General features: G+C 45.4%; 16 protein-coding genes and 1 rRNA gene. 14 read left to right on the top strand and 3 right to left on the bottom strand.

Features of this window, described 5'->3' with window-relative positions:
- Positions 1-42: 42 nt before the first annotated feature.
- Both AEA42_RS03190 and AEA42_RS03185 read left to right on the top strand, forming a co-directional pair.
- The gene (locus AEA42_RS03190) at positions 43-276 is read left to right on the top strand and encodes a sulfurtransferase TusA family protein (protein ID WP_037419895.1); all 234 of its coding nucleotides are present in this window, start codon (positions 43-45) and stop codon (positions 274-276) included.
- A gap of 198 nt (positions 277-474) precedes the next feature.
- Positions 475-1575 carry an AI-2E family transporter gene (locus AEA42_RS03185; RefSeq protein ID WP_037419898.1) on the top strand — a complete coding sequence of 367 codons (1101 nt, stop codon included), beginning with the start codon at positions 475-477 and terminating at the stop codon, positions 1573-1575.
- A gap of 112 nt (positions 1576-1687) precedes the next feature.
- Here the strand turns inward: AEA42_RS03185 and AEA42_RS03180 are convergent, their stop codons facing one another.
- Complete coding sequence (locus AEA42_RS03180; protein ID WP_037426785.1) at positions 1688-2605, bottom strand: LysR family transcriptional regulator ArgP; 918 nt, start codon at positions 2603-2605, stop codon at positions 1688-1690.
- 112 nt (positions 2606-2717) lie between these two features.
- Here AEA42_RS03180 and AEA42_RS03175 point away from each other — a divergent pair, with 112 nt between their 5' ends.
- From AEA42_RS03175 to AEA42_RS03130, 10 genes are all read left to right on the top strand, one after another.
- Positions 2718-3338 (top strand): LysE/ArgO family amino acid transporter, encoded by a 621-nt coding sequence (locus AEA42_RS03175; RefSeq protein ID WP_023266289.1) that lies wholly within the window; start codon positions 2718-2720, stop codon positions 3336-3338.
- A gap of 245 nt (positions 3339-3583) precedes the next feature.
- On the top strand, positions 3584-4057 hold the full coding sequence (locus AEA42_RS03170; RefSeq protein ID WP_037426787.1) for a DUF2919 domain-containing protein: 474 nt from the start codon (positions 3584-3586) through the stop codon (positions 4055-4057).
- 219 nt (positions 4058-4276) lie between these two features.
- Positions 4277-5482 carry an HD-GYP domain-containing protein gene (locus tag AEA42_RS03165; RefSeq protein ID WP_055646941.1) on the top strand — a complete coding sequence of 402 codons (1206 nt, stop codon included), beginning with the start codon at positions 4277-4279 and terminating at the stop codon, positions 5480-5482.
- A gap of 68 nt (positions 5483-5550) precedes the next feature.
- On the top strand, positions 5551-6402 hold the full coding sequence (locus AEA42_RS03160) for an NAD-dependent epimerase/dehydratase family protein (protein ID WP_055646940.1): 852 nt from the start codon (positions 5551-5553) through the stop codon (positions 6400-6402).
- 130 nt (positions 6403-6532) lie between these two features.
- On the top strand, positions 6533-7156 hold the full coding sequence (locus AEA42_RS03155; protein WP_055646939.1) for a thiol:disulfide interchange protein DsbA/DsbL: 624 nt from the start codon (positions 6533-6535) through the stop codon (positions 7154-7156).
- Positions 7157-7594: 438 nt separating this feature from the next.
- Positions 7595-7861 (top strand): DUF4212 domain-containing protein, encoded by a 267-nt coding sequence (locus AEA42_RS03150; protein WP_011622295.1) that lies wholly within the window; start codon positions 7595-7597, stop codon positions 7859-7861.
- Between the two features lie 11 nt (positions 7862-7872).
- The gene (locus tag AEA42_RS03145) at positions 7873-9609 is read left to right on the top strand and encodes a sodium:solute symporter family protein (protein WP_037419920.1); all 1737 of its coding nucleotides are present in this window, start codon (positions 7873-7875) and stop codon (positions 9607-9609) included.
- 150 nt (positions 9610-9759) lie between these two features.
- The gene (locus AEA42_RS03140) at positions 9760-11622 is read left to right on the top strand and encodes a DUF294 nucleotidyltransferase-like domain-containing protein (RefSeq protein WP_037426795.1); all 1863 of its coding nucleotides are present in this window, start codon (positions 9760-9762) and stop codon (positions 11620-11622) included.
- Positions 11622-12299: an exonuclease domain-containing protein gene (locus tag AEA42_RS03135; RefSeq protein ID WP_047533629.1), complete on the top strand. Its 678-nt coding sequence runs from the start codon at positions 11622-11624 to the stop codon at positions 12297-12299. The genes AEA42_RS03140 and AEA42_RS03135 overlap by 1 nt, the downstream gene beginning before the upstream one ends.
- 211 nt (positions 12300-12510) lie before the next feature.
- Positions 12511-13110, top strand: coding sequence for a lecithin retinol acyltransferase family protein (locus tag AEA42_RS03130; RefSeq protein WP_055646938.1), 600 nt, complete (start codon positions 12511-12513; stop codon positions 13108-13110).
- Positions 13111-13144: 34 nt separating this feature from the next.
- On the opposite strand, the gene AEA42_RS03125 is transcribed toward AEA42_RS03130, so the two are convergent.
- Positions 13145-14209, bottom strand: a complete 1065-nt coding sequence (locus AEA42_RS03125; protein WP_055646937.1) for a ketoacyl-ACP synthase III — start codon at positions 14207-14209, stop codon at positions 13145-13147.
- A gap of 92 nt (positions 14210-14301) precedes the next feature.
- Positions 14302-14973 (bottom strand): GntR family transcriptional regulator, encoded by a 672-nt coding sequence (locus tag AEA42_RS03120; RefSeq protein ID WP_037419935.1) that lies wholly within the window; start codon positions 14971-14973, stop codon positions 14302-14304.
- 316 nt (positions 14974-15289) lie between these two features.
- Here AEA42_RS03120 and gmhB point away from each other — a divergent pair, with 316 nt between their 5' ends.
- A complete protein-coding gene (gmhB, locus tag AEA42_RS03115) occupies positions 15290-15841 on the top strand; it encodes a D-glycero-beta-D-manno-heptose 1,7-bisphosphate 7-phosphatase (protein ID WP_047533579.1) in 552 nt (183 codons plus the stop codon).
- Between the two features lie 580 nt (positions 15842-16421).
- A 16S ribosomal RNA gene (locus AEA42_RS03110) occupies positions 16422-16638 on the top strand; the annotation flags it as partial.

Here is a 16638-nt window from a genome sequence, read left to right as displayed (position 1 = left end):
CAACTTAGGATAATAGCCAAGTTCGTTCATAGCAAGTTCATTATGATTTTTATTGATTTAACATCATTGCGCTGCCCCGTTCCCTTGGTTAAGGTCAAACTTGCGTTGAAGTCTGTGTCTGCTGGTGACAGCTTACATATCCTACTCTCAGACCCAGGTTCCCGCCGAGATGTTCCCACTTTTTTAAAAAAACAGGGCCATCAGGTCGTGACGTTACACGATGATGCGAGTCAGTTAGGCCTATTAATTACAAAAGTTGATTTATCGCAGGGATAATCATACACAAAGCATGATTCAATGCCGCAGTCAAAATGGCGAGTTAGCTAGCTGACTGCAACTTAACCTAGGCTTGTCAGTCATAGTTAGCAGTTAACTGATTTTCAAGCATATACACAGTTAATCTACTGCGATAAGGTTAACTCATAAGTCACTTTCCTGCCTGTTGGGAAAGCCAACCCCCATTGGAATGAATGCATGTTTAGTTTTTTTTCTCGTTGGTATCAAGAGCGATTTAGTGATCCACAGGCCGTCACCTTATTGGCCATTCTAGTGGGTTTAGCGTTAGTACTTTATTTTGCTGGTGGTTTGTTAGCCCCGCTACTTGTTGCTCTGGTGTTGGCTTTTTTACTCGAATGGCCCGTGGCGCAAATGCTGAAATTGGGGATTAATCGCACGACGGGGGCTTCCTTAGTGCTAGTGCTGTTTTTAGGGATAGTGGTGTTGCTGACCTTTGGGCTAATCCCCAGCGTGTGGCGTCAAGGGGTAAGTCTGATGACGGATTTACCGAATATGATAGATAAAGGGCTACTGACCTTGCAGGGGTTAGCGACCCAGTATCCTAAATTTATAAGTACTGAACAGCTCGATTTAATGGTCTCCGAGTTGAAGAAATTACTTGATACACAACATGTGCTCGACATTGCGAAACAGCTGATTGGTTACTCTGCGTCATTATTGGTGCTGATGGTGTACGCTATTTTAGTGCCATTGTTGGTGTTCTTTTTTCTTAAGGATAAAGATCAACTGATCCGCGGTAGTAAGCGTTTTTTCCCCACCAATCGCCAGTTGGCTCGAAAAGTGTGGTTTGAAATGCACCAACAGATCTTTAACTATATTCGCGGCAAAGTGATTGAGATTGTGATTGTCGGGGTGGCGAGCTACATCTTCTTTGCCTTTATGGGGCTGAGATACTCGGCCTTACTGGGGGTGTTGACCGGGTTGTCGGTGTTGATTCCCTATGTGGGCGCGACCTTAGTGACTCTACCCATTATGCTGGTGGCCTTTTTCCAGTGGGGTTTTAGCTCTGAGTTTGGTTATTTAATGCTAGGTTACGGCATTATTCAGGCCTTGGATGGTAACGTACTTGTACCTATCCTGTTTTCCGATGCGGTGGATTTGCATCCGGTGATCATTATTGCTGCTGTATTAGTTTTCGGTGGTTTATGGGGCGTTTGGGGTGTGTTCTTTGCCATTCCATTAGCTTCCTTAGTGAAAGCGGTGATCAATGCTTGGCCTAAAACCGAGATTGAACCTGTGGCGATAGCGCAGGTGAAGGCGGATTCGGCAGAAGCCTAAGCCGCTGGTAATAGGTAAAAACTAATAGTTCAAAACTGGGCACGAGTGCTCAGTTTTTTTATCCGCTAACTATTTGTACTAACAATTGTTTTACTCACTCTTGCTGCACTCATTATTGCTGTAATAGATGCTGTGCGGTGGCGGCAAGCGCCCGATAAACCAAAGTGGTTTGTTTCGCTTTGATATTCCAATGCTGCCAATAGAGGGGCACCCGAATGCGTTTTTCTGGGGTGAGCTCAATTAATATGCCTTTGTCTATCAAGGGTTTTGCCTGTAAGTGACCCACTAAACCGTAACCCAGACTTAAGTTAATCGCCTCTAAAAAACTCTCCGATGAGGGAATGCTGTGTTGCCACCATTGACCTGGCAACATTTGAAAATACTGGGCGAGATACTTTTCATGCATTTTATCTTTGGTCGAAAACACCACAGCCGGGGCTTTCGCAAGCTGCGCTTGGGTTATTTGAGCGCCGACATTATCGCTATTTTTTGCCCATTCGAAATAACGCGCCGCAAATGCTGGGGTGGCGACGCACATATATTCCATGGTTCCTAAAAACTCGCTGCTACAACCGGCCATGGGGTTGGCTGTCGTGGTCACGCAACCGACGGCCTCACCGTTTTTCAGTAGGTGATGGGTGTAGGACTCATCATCGACAATCAATTCGAGCAGCCAAGCATGTCGGCTGAACATATCGGCCAATGCGGGCAAAAACCATGTCGCTAAACTGTCGGCATTGACTGCAATTCGCACCGTCGTTGGATGATTTGGGTCATCGGCATCTAACTCGGCTCTCAATTCACTCTCGAGTAGTTGCACCTGTGAATAGTGGCGCAATAAACGCTTCCCTGTTGGGGTCGCCACCACAGGTGTTGAGCGGATAAGTAAGGATTGGCCGACTCGTTCTTCTAATTGCCTAACGCGTTGTGACACTGCTGATTGGGTAATGTGCAGCACTTTTGCGGCGCGCTCGAAGCCGCCTTCGGAGACGACGACCGCAAGCGCTTTAAGATTGGCGTATTCCAACATGATTGCCGTCCTTAAGGTTATTAATTTTACTTATGATACATAAAAAACATTAGTTATATTAATTTTGTTGTTTTGTCTATGCTAGCGCCTTCTTCAGACATGAGAGGTAGTTATGCAAACGGCGTTTATACAAGGTATGGGCATTGGTGGTAGTTTGATCATTGCCGTAGGGGCGCAAAATGCATTTGTGCTAAAGCAGGGGATTAAGCGAGCTTATCCTTTGCCGATTGCGCTGCTTTGTTCAATCATCGATGCCTTAATGATCACTGCGGGGGTTGCTGGGCTTGGGCATATTATTGAAGCCTTTCCGACTATCAAACATGTGGCTAGTTTTGGTGGTGCCGCCTTTTTGATTTGGTATGGTGCGAATGCACTTAAAGCCTCGTTTGTCGCTAAAGGGATGGAGATGGATAATGCGCAAAATGCCGACACTTTGCGTAAGGCCATGCTGACCACACTTGGGATCAGCCTGCTTAATCCACACCTTTATTTAGATACAGTGGTGCTGCTGGGGAGCATTAGTACTCAGTTCGAAGATGCCCATCGTCCTTGGTTTGGTGCGGGCGCGGTACTGGCTTCGTTTATTTGGTTCTTTAGCTTAAGTTTTGGTGCGCGTTTATTGGCGCCGATATTTAGTCGTCCAGCGGCGTGGCGATACTTAGATCGCTTTATTTGGTTGACTATGTGGAGCATCGCCGCGGCAATTATTTGGCCATATATGACGGTAAATTAATGTGCCTTTTTGAAATTTTATGGCTGGTTGTCATGTTCAGGTCGATGGGGCTAATCCTTCGACCTTATTCATATTAAGTTCAAATGGTTAAATCTACATATCGCAGGGAGTATGGGGTAGCGCACACGGCGGAAATGTTGACCTAACCGTTGAGTGTGCTTGATTTGTTTATCCCTCCCATTGAAATTACGCCAATAGGCACCATTTAATATTTATTGCTTAAGTTTTTACTTAATGGATTGCCGTTGAATTTTAGTCACATCACTTGGCTTGATGATAAAGGCCATATTAAACCGCCGATTTTTTTATATGTGATTTTGGCATTCCTCGCGCGAGGCTGGTGTATTTTTATCGCCTCCTTGACTCAAGCCAGTGATAGAGCTGAATTGGTAAGGCTCTTTTATCCTGAAAAATCAGACTTTTTACTTGCACTTGCGGCAGGTCTTGGTGCTGTAGTGCTTTATTTTGTCGTACTCGCGGAGCGGCGCCGCTCGCCCTCATGGATTCGGCCGTTGTTTGTCCATCTCAAATGGGGACTGTGGTTATTGTTATTAGTTGATGCGGTTTTACTGTCTCAGCGGTTAATTCACGGACAGTTTTTATTCCATTGGAGTTTGGCACTCGATGCCTTGGTGTTGTTTTGGTCCTGTCTTTATGTCTATCAGTCAAAACGACTGCGTTATTACCTCACGGATTGGCCGAAGGAAATAAAAACTTAAATAACATAGTAGTCTACATCTCTTTGTTATTACTGTTTTTTATGTCTTATTCGATGAAGTTAGCATAATTTATGTGTTCTATCCCTCAGTTTGATAAGCATTTTTTCACCAACAGCTTACTGATTTTGCTGAATCATCTATAGTTATATGTACTTAGCTTAAATGTACGCGCCAAGAAGTCATATTGCATTCTTGCGTGCATGAAAGGAGTCATATTGCGTGGCAAAAGCAGCTCATAAAAAATTACTACTCTCAGAACTTCAGCCCGGTATGCGGGTTAAGTTGCCTTTGTCGTGGACAAATCACCCATTCTTATTTAACCGAGTTGATATCAATAGTGCGGCTCAGATTGAGATGATCCGGGGGCTTGGTGTTCCCTATGTTTACCTCATTTCTGGCAGTAATGATGAGATTGATACTGCTGAAGAAGAGGAAGACATTGAAGATATTGAAGCCGCGCCACCAGAGCGAGATTTAAAAGCAGATACCCGTAAATCGATGCGTTTAAGTCAAAAACGTTTTTTAGAGAGTGTTAATCAGTGCCGGAATATGTATGGCAAGATAGTGAGCGATCCTGAAGGAGCATATCGCCTGTCTGCAGCGTTAGTTGAAGATTTACTCAGTCATTTACAAGAGGTGGAAAAACCCTTCTTGACCTTAGTTGGGATGGACGAAAAGGATGTGAGTGTGACCCAGCATGGTGTATCAGTGGCGGTGCTCGCCATGATGATAGGTCATGCACTGGATTTACCAGCGAGGGATTTGCGCGATATTGCCCTTGGCAGTTTATTCCATGATATTGGTAAGCTAAAAGTGCCCGATGTGATCCGTCGAAAGCGTGGTGCTCTGACTCCCCATGAAGCCAATTACTTACAGATGCATCCTAATTTTGGCTATGACATGCTTAATCGTTCAGGGCTGTTCCCCAAAGAAGTATTAAATATCGTGTTACATCACCATGAGTTTGTTGATGGTTCGGGTTTCCCTGATGGGCTCACAGGTCATAAAATTCCCATCGTGACTCAAATCGTTAGTCTAGCAAATGATTACGATCAGCAACTGAGTGGTCAGCAAGCTTCTTCTCCTCAAGTTGCCCTCGGTTACTTATTTAAAAATAGAGCCAGTAAACATTCGGAATCGTTGATTTCTGTCTTAGTCAAGATATTAGGTATTTATCCACCAGGGACCTTAGTTAAGCTATCGGATGATAGCGTTGCAAAAGTCATTATGACCACGAAAGAAGTGAGTCAGCCTCAGGTGTGGGCCTGTAAAGAAGATGGTAGTGAAGCCTCGTTACGCTTTTTAAGTGATGAGGGCGTGACAGTGCAAAAGTCTTTGCGAGTTGAAGATTTAACTGAGGGCGCAAGGCGAACATTGCAGGTCGATAAGGGGATTAGTTTTTATTTTAGTTCCTTACAAGCTTGAATCCCTTTACCAGAGTTCCGTATGCTATTGGCCAAAATATATGATTAGCAGTAAGTAGGTCAGAGATAATGGAACACACTGTGGTGGAGAAAAAGAGTGTTGCGGTTGTAGGCTGTGGGTGGTTCGGTTTTGCGCTCGCAAAACAACTTGTTCAAGCCGGTTATCGCGTGACTGGGGCTAAGCGCCAGTGTGAGGATCTTCCGGCGTTAACACTCGCGGGTGTTGAGGCATTCCAACTACAACTTGGTGATGAGGCTGATATTGTTCCCGATGCACAGCTGTTGCAAGACTTATTTCAGACAGACTTTCTTGTTGTTAATATTCCTCCTCGTCTAAAGCATGGTAATACAGCTTATCTTAACGAACTGAAACAACTCATCGACTTAACCCAAGGCTGGCAATATCAAGGCATAGTGTTTATTAGCACCACGGGCGTTTATCCCTCTCTTGATAAATCCATGACCGAAGCCGATGCCCAGGCCGAGTCACCTTCAGCGCAGGTGTTACTGGATGCTGAAGCTTTATTTGCTCACCAATCTAATACTTGCGTGGTGCGTTTTGCTGGACTCGTTGGACCAAAGCGTCATCCGGGGCGTTTTTTTGCAGGCAAAACCGATGTGGCTGGTGGTAATGTTGCAGTCAATCTCGTGCATTTACAGGATTGCGTCGCGGCAGTGAGTTTAATTATTGACACTAAGCTAAAGGGAGAGAAGATCGCCTCTATCTATAATCTATGCGCGCCAGAGCATCCTTCGCGAAGCGAATTTTATGTGGCGGCTGCCGAGTCCTTGGGATTAGCGGCGCCGCAATTTAATGGGCAGTTACAACCCAGCAAAGTCATTCTAGGTGATGCGATAGTCCGCGAGCTTGGGTTTGAGTATCAGTTTGCTTCGCCCCTTGCGATGCTGGCGGCCTGTTAGTGGGTGATTTAGCGCCTATTGTTAACAAATGTTTAAGAACCTTGGCCATCTTTTGAGGTATCTTAATGGCTTGTGCCTGTTGCAAACGACTTACGATTCAATGATGCAGTCACTAATAAGAAGAGAATATATGAAAACCCTAACTAATCTTGTTCGACCTTTGGCTGCTTTGGCCTGTGGATTGGTCTTAAGCGCCAGTTTTGCGCTGCAAGCGGCCAGTTTTGAAGAAGGAAAGGATTATGTCACTGTCGCAGGTATGAGCGAGGCGCAAAAGCCTGTGCTGCGAGAGTTTTTTTCCTATAACTGCCCACATTGCTACAAACAGGAACCCTTTGTGGCTTCCACGGTAAAACTCTTGGGCAAGGATGTAGCCTTTGAGCGTACGCCTGTGGGGGCGGGGCGTCCTGCGTGGGAACTGAGCCAATTGGCTTATTATATCGCGCAAAAGCTCAATATGACCAAGCAAGTCCATGAGGCGATTTTTAAACAAATTCATGACAAGGGTGAGCAATTTACCCGCCCTGAGCAAGTGAAAGCCTTTTTTGTGGCTCAAGGTGCTAAAGCTGATGATGTGGATGCGGCGATGAATTCTGTTGACGCTAAATTTTCACTGATGAGTTACGATTCGCAAGCGGAATTGGCCGGGATTAAAGGTGTGCCATCATTATTGGTAAATGGCCGTTATTTAGTCACGTCTCAGGTTCATACTCCTGAAGAATTGGCCGAGTTAGTGAAGTACTTAGCCGCTAAATAATAACGTTGATAATGGCGTCTATGCTGGCGCCAATTTACCAGTTTCCCAGTTTCCCATAACCCAGCCATGCTGGGTTATTTTTTGCTTGTCTGCTGGCAAATCTAAGTGGTGTAGATTGAGATGATAGCTCTCGTATTACACTCGAAGTAATACGATATTTTGTTTATATGACAGGCTATTACTACTTTCTAGTTGTTCCACTTATCACGCTAATTTGTCTCTTTCTAGCCTTAAGTTCTTCGACATTGGTCTAAGTTGCTCAAAAAACGACTTTTGCAACAAAATGTAAAATCATTGTTAAGTTTATGGTTTTAAATGATATTTTATTTTTTGCTATGTGAGGTATTTCGCAAATTAGACTAAGGTCTTGATTGTGGTCACTCCAGCTGTTGCTAGATTTAACGAGACTTAAAAATAAAACAGCACAGGGGAGTCGCTATGGCGTTTGAAAATAATGATAAAGCAAAAGGTTACTGGAACGAGAATTTACGTCTGGTTTTGGGCCTATTAGCTATTTGGGCCGCAGTTTCGTTTGGATGCGGCATTCTATTGGTTGATGTACTCAATGAAATCCATTTTATGGGATTCAAATTAGGTTTCTGGTTTGCTCAACAGGGATCGATGTATGTCTTTGTTGCGCTTATTTTTGTCTACGCGGCAAAAGCCAACGCCTTAGATAAAAAATATAACGTACAAGAAGACTAAGGAGCACAGAGATGGGTGTACAAGGATTAACTTATCTGATTGTGGGGCTGTCGTTTGCCCTCTATATTGGGATTGCGCTCTGGACTCGCGCAGGTTCAACTAAAGAGTTCTATGTAGCGGGTGGTGGTGTTCATCCCGTTGTAAACGGCATGGCAACCGCCGCCGACTGGATGTCTGCGGCATCTTTCATTTCGTTGGCGGGTATTGTCTCTTTCGTCGGTTATGACGGCAGTGTGTACTTGATGGGGTGGACCGGCGGTTACGTTTTATTAGCCCTGTGTATGGCACCATACTTACGTAAATTTGGTAAGTTTACCGTGCCTGATTTCGTGGGTGAGCGTTATTACTCCCAAGCGGCGCGCACGGTAGCTGTTATTTGCGCCATCTTCATTTGCTTTACTTACATTGCTGGCCAAATGCGCGGAGTGGGCGTGGTATTCTCGCGCTTCCTTGAGGTAGAGGTAGATACCGGCGTATATATTGGTATGGCCGTAGTGTTTTTCTATGCGGTACTCGGTGGTATGAAAGGGATTACCTATACTCAGGTTGCCCAGTATTGCGTACTGATCTTCGCCTTTATGGTGCCTGCAATCTTCCTGTCTGTGATGATGACGGGTCATATCATTCCTCAAATTGGTTTTGGTGCTGAGTTACTCGATGCTGCGGGGAATAATTCTGGCGTTTATCTGTTAGAGAAACTGAATAATCTTTCTGTGGATTTAGGCTTTGCCCCTTACACCGATGGTTCTAAGAGCATGATCGACGTGTTCTGTATTACTGGTGCTTTGATGGTCGGTACAGCGGGCTTACCCCATGTTATTGTGCGTTTCTTCACCGTACCGAAAGTGAAAGATGCTCGTATATCAGCGGGTTGGGCGTTGGTGTTTATCGCCATCATGTACACCACAGTTCCTGCATTAGCGGCATTCTCTCGCGTCAATATGATCGAAACCATTAACGGCCCAGATCAAAAGGGTGTTGCCTATGAAACTGCGCCTGATTGGATCAAAAACTGGGAAAAAACCGGCCTGATCAAATGGGATGACAAAAATGGTGATGGCAAAATCTACTATGCCAAAGGCAAAATGGAAGATGCTGCTAGCCCTAACGAAATGAAAATCGACAACGACATCATCGTATTAGCAACGCCAGAAATCGCGAATCTGCCAGCTTGGGTGATTGCGCTGGTAGCTGCGGGTGGTCTCGCTGCGGCGCTATCTACCTCTGCGGGTTTGTTGTTGGTTATCTCTACATCAGTGTCACACGATTTAATGAAGAAAAACCTGATGCCAAATATTTCTGACAAGAAAGAGTTAATGTACGCTCGACTTGCTGCTGGTATCGGTATTGTGATTGCGGGTTACTTCGGGGTTAACCCTCCAGGATTCGTGGCGGCGGTGGTGGCATTCGCCTTCGGTTTGGCTGCGTCATCTCTGTTTCCTGCAATCATCATGGGTATCTTCTCTAAGACCATGAATAAAGAAGGTGCTATTTCAGGTATGGTGCTTGGCTTATTCTTCACCGCTGGTTATATCATCTACTTCAAGTTTGTTGATCCGACTGCAAACGTGCCTGCGAACTGGTTCCTTGGTATTTCGCCTGAAGGTATCGGTATGGTGGGTATGCTAGTGAACTTTGTGGTAGCAGCTATTGTCTGCAAACTGACCGCAGCGGCACCAGCTCATGTGCAGGAAATGGTTGAGTCTATCCGTTTCCCTAAAGGGGCGGGTGAGGCCAGCGGCCATTAACTTTCACCTAGATTAAGAGAAAAGGACGCGTTTGCGTCCTTTTGTTTTTGGTGGTGTCAGTGCAGAGTTTGAGCCTGACTTTAGTCGTATATGGCCCAACAATCGAGCGCGTTATAGTGGGATAAAATTCACCTAAAATAAGGTGTTGCTATGAACGCCAGCGAATTACAACCCGTTGTGCAGTTTTTAACGTCTACAGCTCCCTTTGATACTTTGCCTGACGAAACCATTCGCCATTGTGCTAAGTCAGTCATCGTCGGGTATTACAGTAAAGCCTCAGGGTTTGTGACATTTGATGCCGATGCGCCGAAATTGTATTTGGTCCGCAGCGGTGCCTTTGAGGTGCGCGATCCCGAAGGGGTATTAGTGGATAGAGTCGCTGAAGGGGAGTTTTTTGGTTTTTCGACGCTATTGTCAGGGGAGAAGGTAGTCAATCGGGTCGCCATTCTTGAAGACAGTTTGGTATACCACTTACCACAGGCATTATTCGATCAGCTACGAAGTGAGAGTCGGCACTTTGATAAATTTTTTACCCGTGCTTTTGCCAAACGGTTACGCCATGAAGCGCGTTTTAAGGCTAAAGATCTGACGACCACCAGTCGTATTAGTACCTTAATGTCATCTTCACCGATTATGATCGACGCCCACGCAAGTGTAACGCAAGCAGCCCTTTTGATGCGTAACTCGCGGGTATCGTCTTTACTCGTCACCGATAATCGTAAGCTGGTGGGGATTTTAACCGATAAAGATTTACGCAATCGAGTGCTCGCCGCAGGGCTTGATGGCCGAATTGCCGTGCATCAAGCCATGACGACTTCACCGATTTCGATTTCATCGAATGCCTTGATCTTTGAAGCTATGCTATTGATGAGTGAACATAATATTCACCATCTGCCGATTATTGATGAGCAAAATAGCGAGGAAGTGAAAGCCATTGGCATGGTGACCAGTACCGACATTTTACGCGGTCAAGGTTCGCAGCCATTACTCCTCATTGGTGAAATCGAGCGCCAACGTGATCTCGCAAGTCTCATTAGTGTTAGTAAACAAATCCCCTTGTTATTGCAAAATTTAATCAGTGCTGATGCACGGGCTGAGGAGATTGGTCGCGTGCTGACCTCGGTCACCGATGCCTTAACCCGGCGCTTGATTGTGTTAAATCAGCAAATTCTCGGTGAGGCGCCGATGGCGTTTTGTTGGTTAGCCTTTGGCTCGCAGGGGCGGCAAGACCAAGCCGCCTGTTCGGATCAAGATAACGGCTTGTTGGTGGCTGAGGAAATGGATGATTATGCGAAAGGGTATTTCGATGCGTTAACCCATGCGGTTTGTGCAGGGCTTGATCAGTGTGGTTATGCGTTTTGCCCTGGTAATATCATGGCGCAAAATCCTAAGTGGCGTATGTCGCTCAAAGAATGGCAGCAGGTTTTTGAAAAGTGGGTTGTCACGCCAGAGCCTAAGGCATTGATGCATGCAAGTATTTTCTTCGATATGCGTTCGGTATTTGGTCCATTATCATTATTTGATGCATTGCAGGATAAGGTGTTGGCACAGACCAAAGACAACGATATTTTTCTCGCGGGTTTGACTGGCAATTCCTTAATCGAGTCTCCGCCCTTAGGATTCTTTCGAAAATTTGTGTTAGAGCGCGATGGCAGTGAGGTAAAAGGCATTGATTTAAAGCATAAGGGGAATGCTTTGATCAATGATATTGCTCGCGTATATGCCCTGTCTGCGGGCATTAAAGAAGTGAATACCGCCAAACGCATTCGGGCACTGATGGACGCTAATATTCTTAATCGTAAGGATGCGCTTAACTTAGCCGATGCCCATGAGTTTATCGCCCATATGCGGTTATCAAACCAAGGTTATCAACATACGCAGGGACTTGAGATTAGTAACTATCTGTTACCCGCACATTTATCTTCTTTAGTTCGGCATCAATTACGGGATGCCTTCAAGGTGGTTCATGACGCCCAGTCGGGCATGAAGATGAAATTTATGCGGAGCTTTTAATGGGCGCTTGGTTGATTAATGCTAAGTTGCAATGGCGAGCACTGCGCTGTCAGCATCAATTATTTAAGGATTATTATCAGTCCTTAATCCCGCTGATGGCGCTGCCCATCAATCGTGCTCCCTTGATGGCGATGGATTTGGAGATGACAGGGTTAGATCCCCTTCAGGATCAAATCTTAAGCATTGGCTTAGTCCCCATTGAAAATGGAGTGATCCCCCTTGGTGAGGCGCAGCAAAAATTAGTGCAAATTAAGGGCAGTGTCGGCCAAAGTGCGACGATTCATGGGATTCTCGACAACCATTTAATCCAAGCGGTGAGCATTGAGGAGGCTATGGCATGGTTTATTGCTCAAACCCGTGGCCGAGTATTAGTTGCCCATCACTCCCCACTGGATTGTCGTTTTTTACAACAAGATATATTGGCTATCTACCATCAAGCCGTTTTACTCCCCGCTATAGATACCTTAGTACTTGAGAAACAGCGGTTATTACGTGAGCATTCGGTACTTAAAGAAGGAAGTCTAAGGCTTGGAGCCTGTCGAGAGCGTTATCACTTACCGATTTACGGTGCCCATAGTGCATTAACCGATGCATTAGCCTGTGCGGAGTTATTATTAGCACAAGTTGCGGCCATGGGGGGAGGTGCAGATATTTCGGTCGGGGATTTACTGACCTAATCACGTTAAGCCACTTCATTCGCAATCTTTTCTGGAACAGAAGGCTTTTCATATTTGATTAATGGCTCATTGACTACACTCACTACTAGAGAGGCATTTGCGATTGCTTAGCTTATACGGTGATTGGTTGCTATTGCCAAGTTGTGTTGAGCAAGTGGTGCACGCGAGTATTACTGCGTTGTATAGAGTGTTAAGCGAATAGGAGAAGATCATGCCACTACCGTTACTATGGATTGGCGGTGCAGCGATGGGCGCATTGATGCTCGCCGATGAACGCGAAAAGCGACAACAGCTTGAACGCAACCGACTATTAGGCAGCGTTCCTCGCCAAGTAAGCACAAAGCAGGCGATGATTACTGCGCCGAGCCAATGGCAAAAGGGTTTTAAGCAAGTCACGCCACAACCTGGAAGTATCGTTTGTTGTTATGTGTTTGGGGTGATTGAGCATACTGGGATTTGGTTAGCGGATGATTGCATTGTGGAGTTACATGGCTCAGGGCTTGTTCGAGCCGTATCGGTAAAGCGATTTTTAGCGGGTCGTACAGGTAGCCAAATTTTTATTGCCTGTAATCATCAACATCAACCGCTTATCGCCAATACCATTGTTAATCGAGCCGAGCGGACGATTTATCAGTACCGTGAATATGACCTGTTTGACAATAATTGCCACCGATTTGTGTGGTCATGTCTGTGCGGTGAAGAACGAGCGATTAAAAGCTTTAATGAGTTAAATCAAAAACTCGCAGCTTATTTTGGGCAGGGGATTTACTGGGATGAAATGCATTTAGCATCAGCGCTTACAGATATATAAAGGCCATCCAATGATGGCCTTTATATGCATAAACTTACTTACAGAAATAATCTACAGCGCGTTTTACCAACTCAATGCCAGTTTGATCGCAAGGCGGTAATTGGGCATCACTGATTTGCACTGGCGTGACACGTTCACCCCATTGCAATAGCAATGCAGCAGAGGTTAATCCCGCACCAAAGGCACAAGAAAGAATGGTTTGGTTAGGTTTAATTAACCCTTTTTCGAGTGCATCACAAATCGCAATTGGAATCGTTGCCGCTGATGTATTGCCATAGTTAGCAATATTCACAAAGGCTTTTTCTTTAGGGATCTTCATGCGGCTAACGAGGGTATCAATAATGCGCTCGTTCGCTTGATGTGGGATCACTAAATCAACTTCATCCTTATCGACGCCACATTTTTCCAGCACTTGAGTGCTTAGCTTATTCATACCATTAATGGCGCGTTTAAAAATTTCTTGGCCATCAAATTGGATGTAAAAGTCTAATGATTCGGCGGAGAATCGATCCATCGCGGTACCGAAACCCGCTTTGAGGATGTCTCTACCATCGGGATCGTTATTCAGCTCATAACCTAATACGCCACCGGGAACATCGGTCGCTTCCACGACAACTGCGCCTGCGCCATCACCAAACAATACGGCGGTTTCACGGCGAGACCAATCGAGGTAGAAAGATAAGCGTTCGGCGCCCACAACGAGGACTTTCTTGCATTGACCACTCTTGATCTGTGAGCTCGCTAAACCTAAGCCGTACAAAAAACCACTGCAGGCGGCGTTGATATCAAAGGCTGCGCAGCTTGCACCAATATTGGCCTGCACTGTTGAGGCTATATTGGGGATCAAAGTATCTGGGCTAGCGCTGGCTAAAATGATCATATCAATTTCGCTGCCCTCAATCCCAGCCGCTGCAAGCGCACGCTTGGCGGCAACTGAGGCTAATTCCGAGGTGTTCACATGGCTGATATGACGTTGACTGATCCCTGTGCGTGATTTAATCCATTCATCGGACGTTTCGATAAAAGTGGCAAGATCATCGTTAGTCAAAGTGGCGGGTGGAACACATTTTCCCCAGCCAGTGATTGTGGCGTACTGCATGGTGTTTTCTCTCAAATAAAAAAGGCAGAACCTTTAGTGCTGCCTCAAATCGACAACAAAGCTTATCGGTATAACGAATGACAGTCCGTGATCTATACCACCTGTTTGGCGACCAGATCCCGAATTGTCATTGCGGCATGCAAAATATGATGTCGCAGTAACGCCGTGGCTTTCTCTGTTTCTCTTTGCTTACAATAATTGAGCAGTTCGCGGTGCTCGTGCTCTGCTGCGGGAATGCCTCCTGCGAGCAGTAATTGCAAACGAATATATCTATCGCAGTTGGTATTGAGGCCATGCACGACCTCTAGCGTATGTGGGCGATTGGCGGCTTGGTATAAACAGGTATGAAACTGTGTATTTAGCTCGCTCCAACTGGCGACTGCATCTTCATGTTTAAAGGCTGATTCCAATTGTTCTAATACGCGTTCAGCTCTTATTAAATCTTCTTCTTGAAGTCGTGGAATGGCTTTGGCGAGCAGATCCGTCTCGATCATGGCGCGCAACTCAAACAGCTCGGTCACTTGTTCAACGGATAATTCAGTCGCCGTTGCCCCTTTATGGGGTTCGAATTTTACCAGCCCTTCAGCTTCAAGTTGCAGCAAGGCTTCTCTTACCGGAATGCGGCTAACATTCAATGCTTCGGCTAGTGCGCTTTGTCTGAGTGGTTCTCCTGCGGCTATATCACCAGAAAGTATTTTCTCTCTGAGCACCTCTACAACTAACTGGGTGCGGGTTTTATGGACTATAGGCGTAGTTCGACTCATTATGACCGTCTATTTTTAGGTGTTTTATTGTTATCCGTGCAAGATTACCGTTAAAAACAGCACAAATAAAGGGAAAGCTCGATTGAGCTGCGTATCGACTAGATGGCAAAAACAATTATTCGCGGACGAATTCGCCCTTAAAGATGTGTTAATCGACCATTTATAGGCGTTACTATCGCAAATGAATTGTCAGAATATGAATCAAACTCAAATTGCTAAGTGGTATCCGTCAACTTCGCGGTGCAATTTTTTGCAATGGATGGAATAATAGTAAAATTACGCATTAAGCGCTGTTTTTTGTGAGTGGAGTAGTACTGTGAGTGCAGTCAATCGAGCCGTTTTTTTGGACCGTGATGGTGTGATCAACAAAGATCATGGTTATGTGCATCAGGTAGATGACTTTGAATATATTGAAGGCGTATTTGAGGCGTGCCTTGCATTAAAGCAAATGGGATACAAATTGGTGGTGGTCACTAATCAGTCGGGAATTGCCCGTGGCATGTATACCGAAGACCAATTCCACAGTCTCACCGAATGGATGGATTGGAACTTTGCCGATAAAGGTGTCGACCTCGATGGTATTTATTATTGCCCGCACCATAATGAAAAAGGGATTGGTGAATATAAAGTCGATTGCGACTGTCGCAAACCCAAACCAGGAATGTTACTCGACGCCGCAAAATTTTTGAAAATCGATTTGTCCCAATCTGTGATGGTAGGAGATAAAGCCGACGATATGCTCGCGGCCAAAGCAGCAGGGGTGCCGACACGTATCCTCGTCCGTACTGGTAAAGCCATTGCTGATGATAGTGAGGCGTCTACGGTGCTCGATAGCATTGCCGATGTACCGGTTTTTTTAAAGAAGTAGCCTATTCTTGCAACTTAAAGCGTGCATCAATCTATTTGAACCGTGAGATTGAACTTGAAGCGCGAGCTTAACAACAAAAAAGTGCGGTATTGGCTTTATCGTTTTGCTTAGTGACCGATGCTAACGGCGTTATCAGGCGATAAAGATAGCCAAAGTGATGGAAATTACAGCGAAATAGGCGCTAAAACCTAGGTTTGGTTTAAAAAATGCGCATTCACGTCGCTTTTTCTAATTATTTTGCCTAAAGGGGTTGCGGTAAAATCTGGCATCCCTATAATGCGCATCCACTGGCCCAGCGGGGTCAACGGTGAAAGCCAAAAGCGCTAAATGCTTAAGGTAAATAACCACGCTCTTTAACAATTTATCAAGCAAATCTGTGTGGACACTCACAGGTGTTGAGTTAATCGAAATTACTCTGCAGTTTGGCGAGTAATCAAAAAATTAAATCAATGAATGAGTGTTCATAGCAATATGTACATACAGTAATGTATGAATTGAAACGCGATGCTTCTTAGTGAGCAACGCGAATCAAAACAGTAGAATTCATTGAGTCGTTTAACGCGAGTTAAACAAAAAACTTTAATTGAAGAGTTTGATCATGGCTCAGATTGAACGCTGGCGGCAGGCCTAACACATGCAAGTCGAGCGGCAGCACAAGTAAGTTTACTTATGAGGTGGCGAGCGGCGGACGGGTGAGTAATGCCTAGGGATCTGCCCAGTCGAGGGGGATAACAGTTGGAAACGACTGCTAATACCGCATACGCCCTACGGGGGAAAGAGGGGGACCTTCGGGCCTC

The sequence above is a fragment of the Shewanella sp. Sh95 genome, from assembly GCF_001308045.1.
GTDB classification, from domain to species: domain Bacteria; phylum Pseudomonadota; class Gammaproteobacteria; order Enterobacterales; family Shewanellaceae; genus Shewanella; species Shewanella xiamenensis.
Note: the sequence above shows the minus strand (reverse complement) of the source record. Positions and strands in the feature narration are given on the sequence as shown.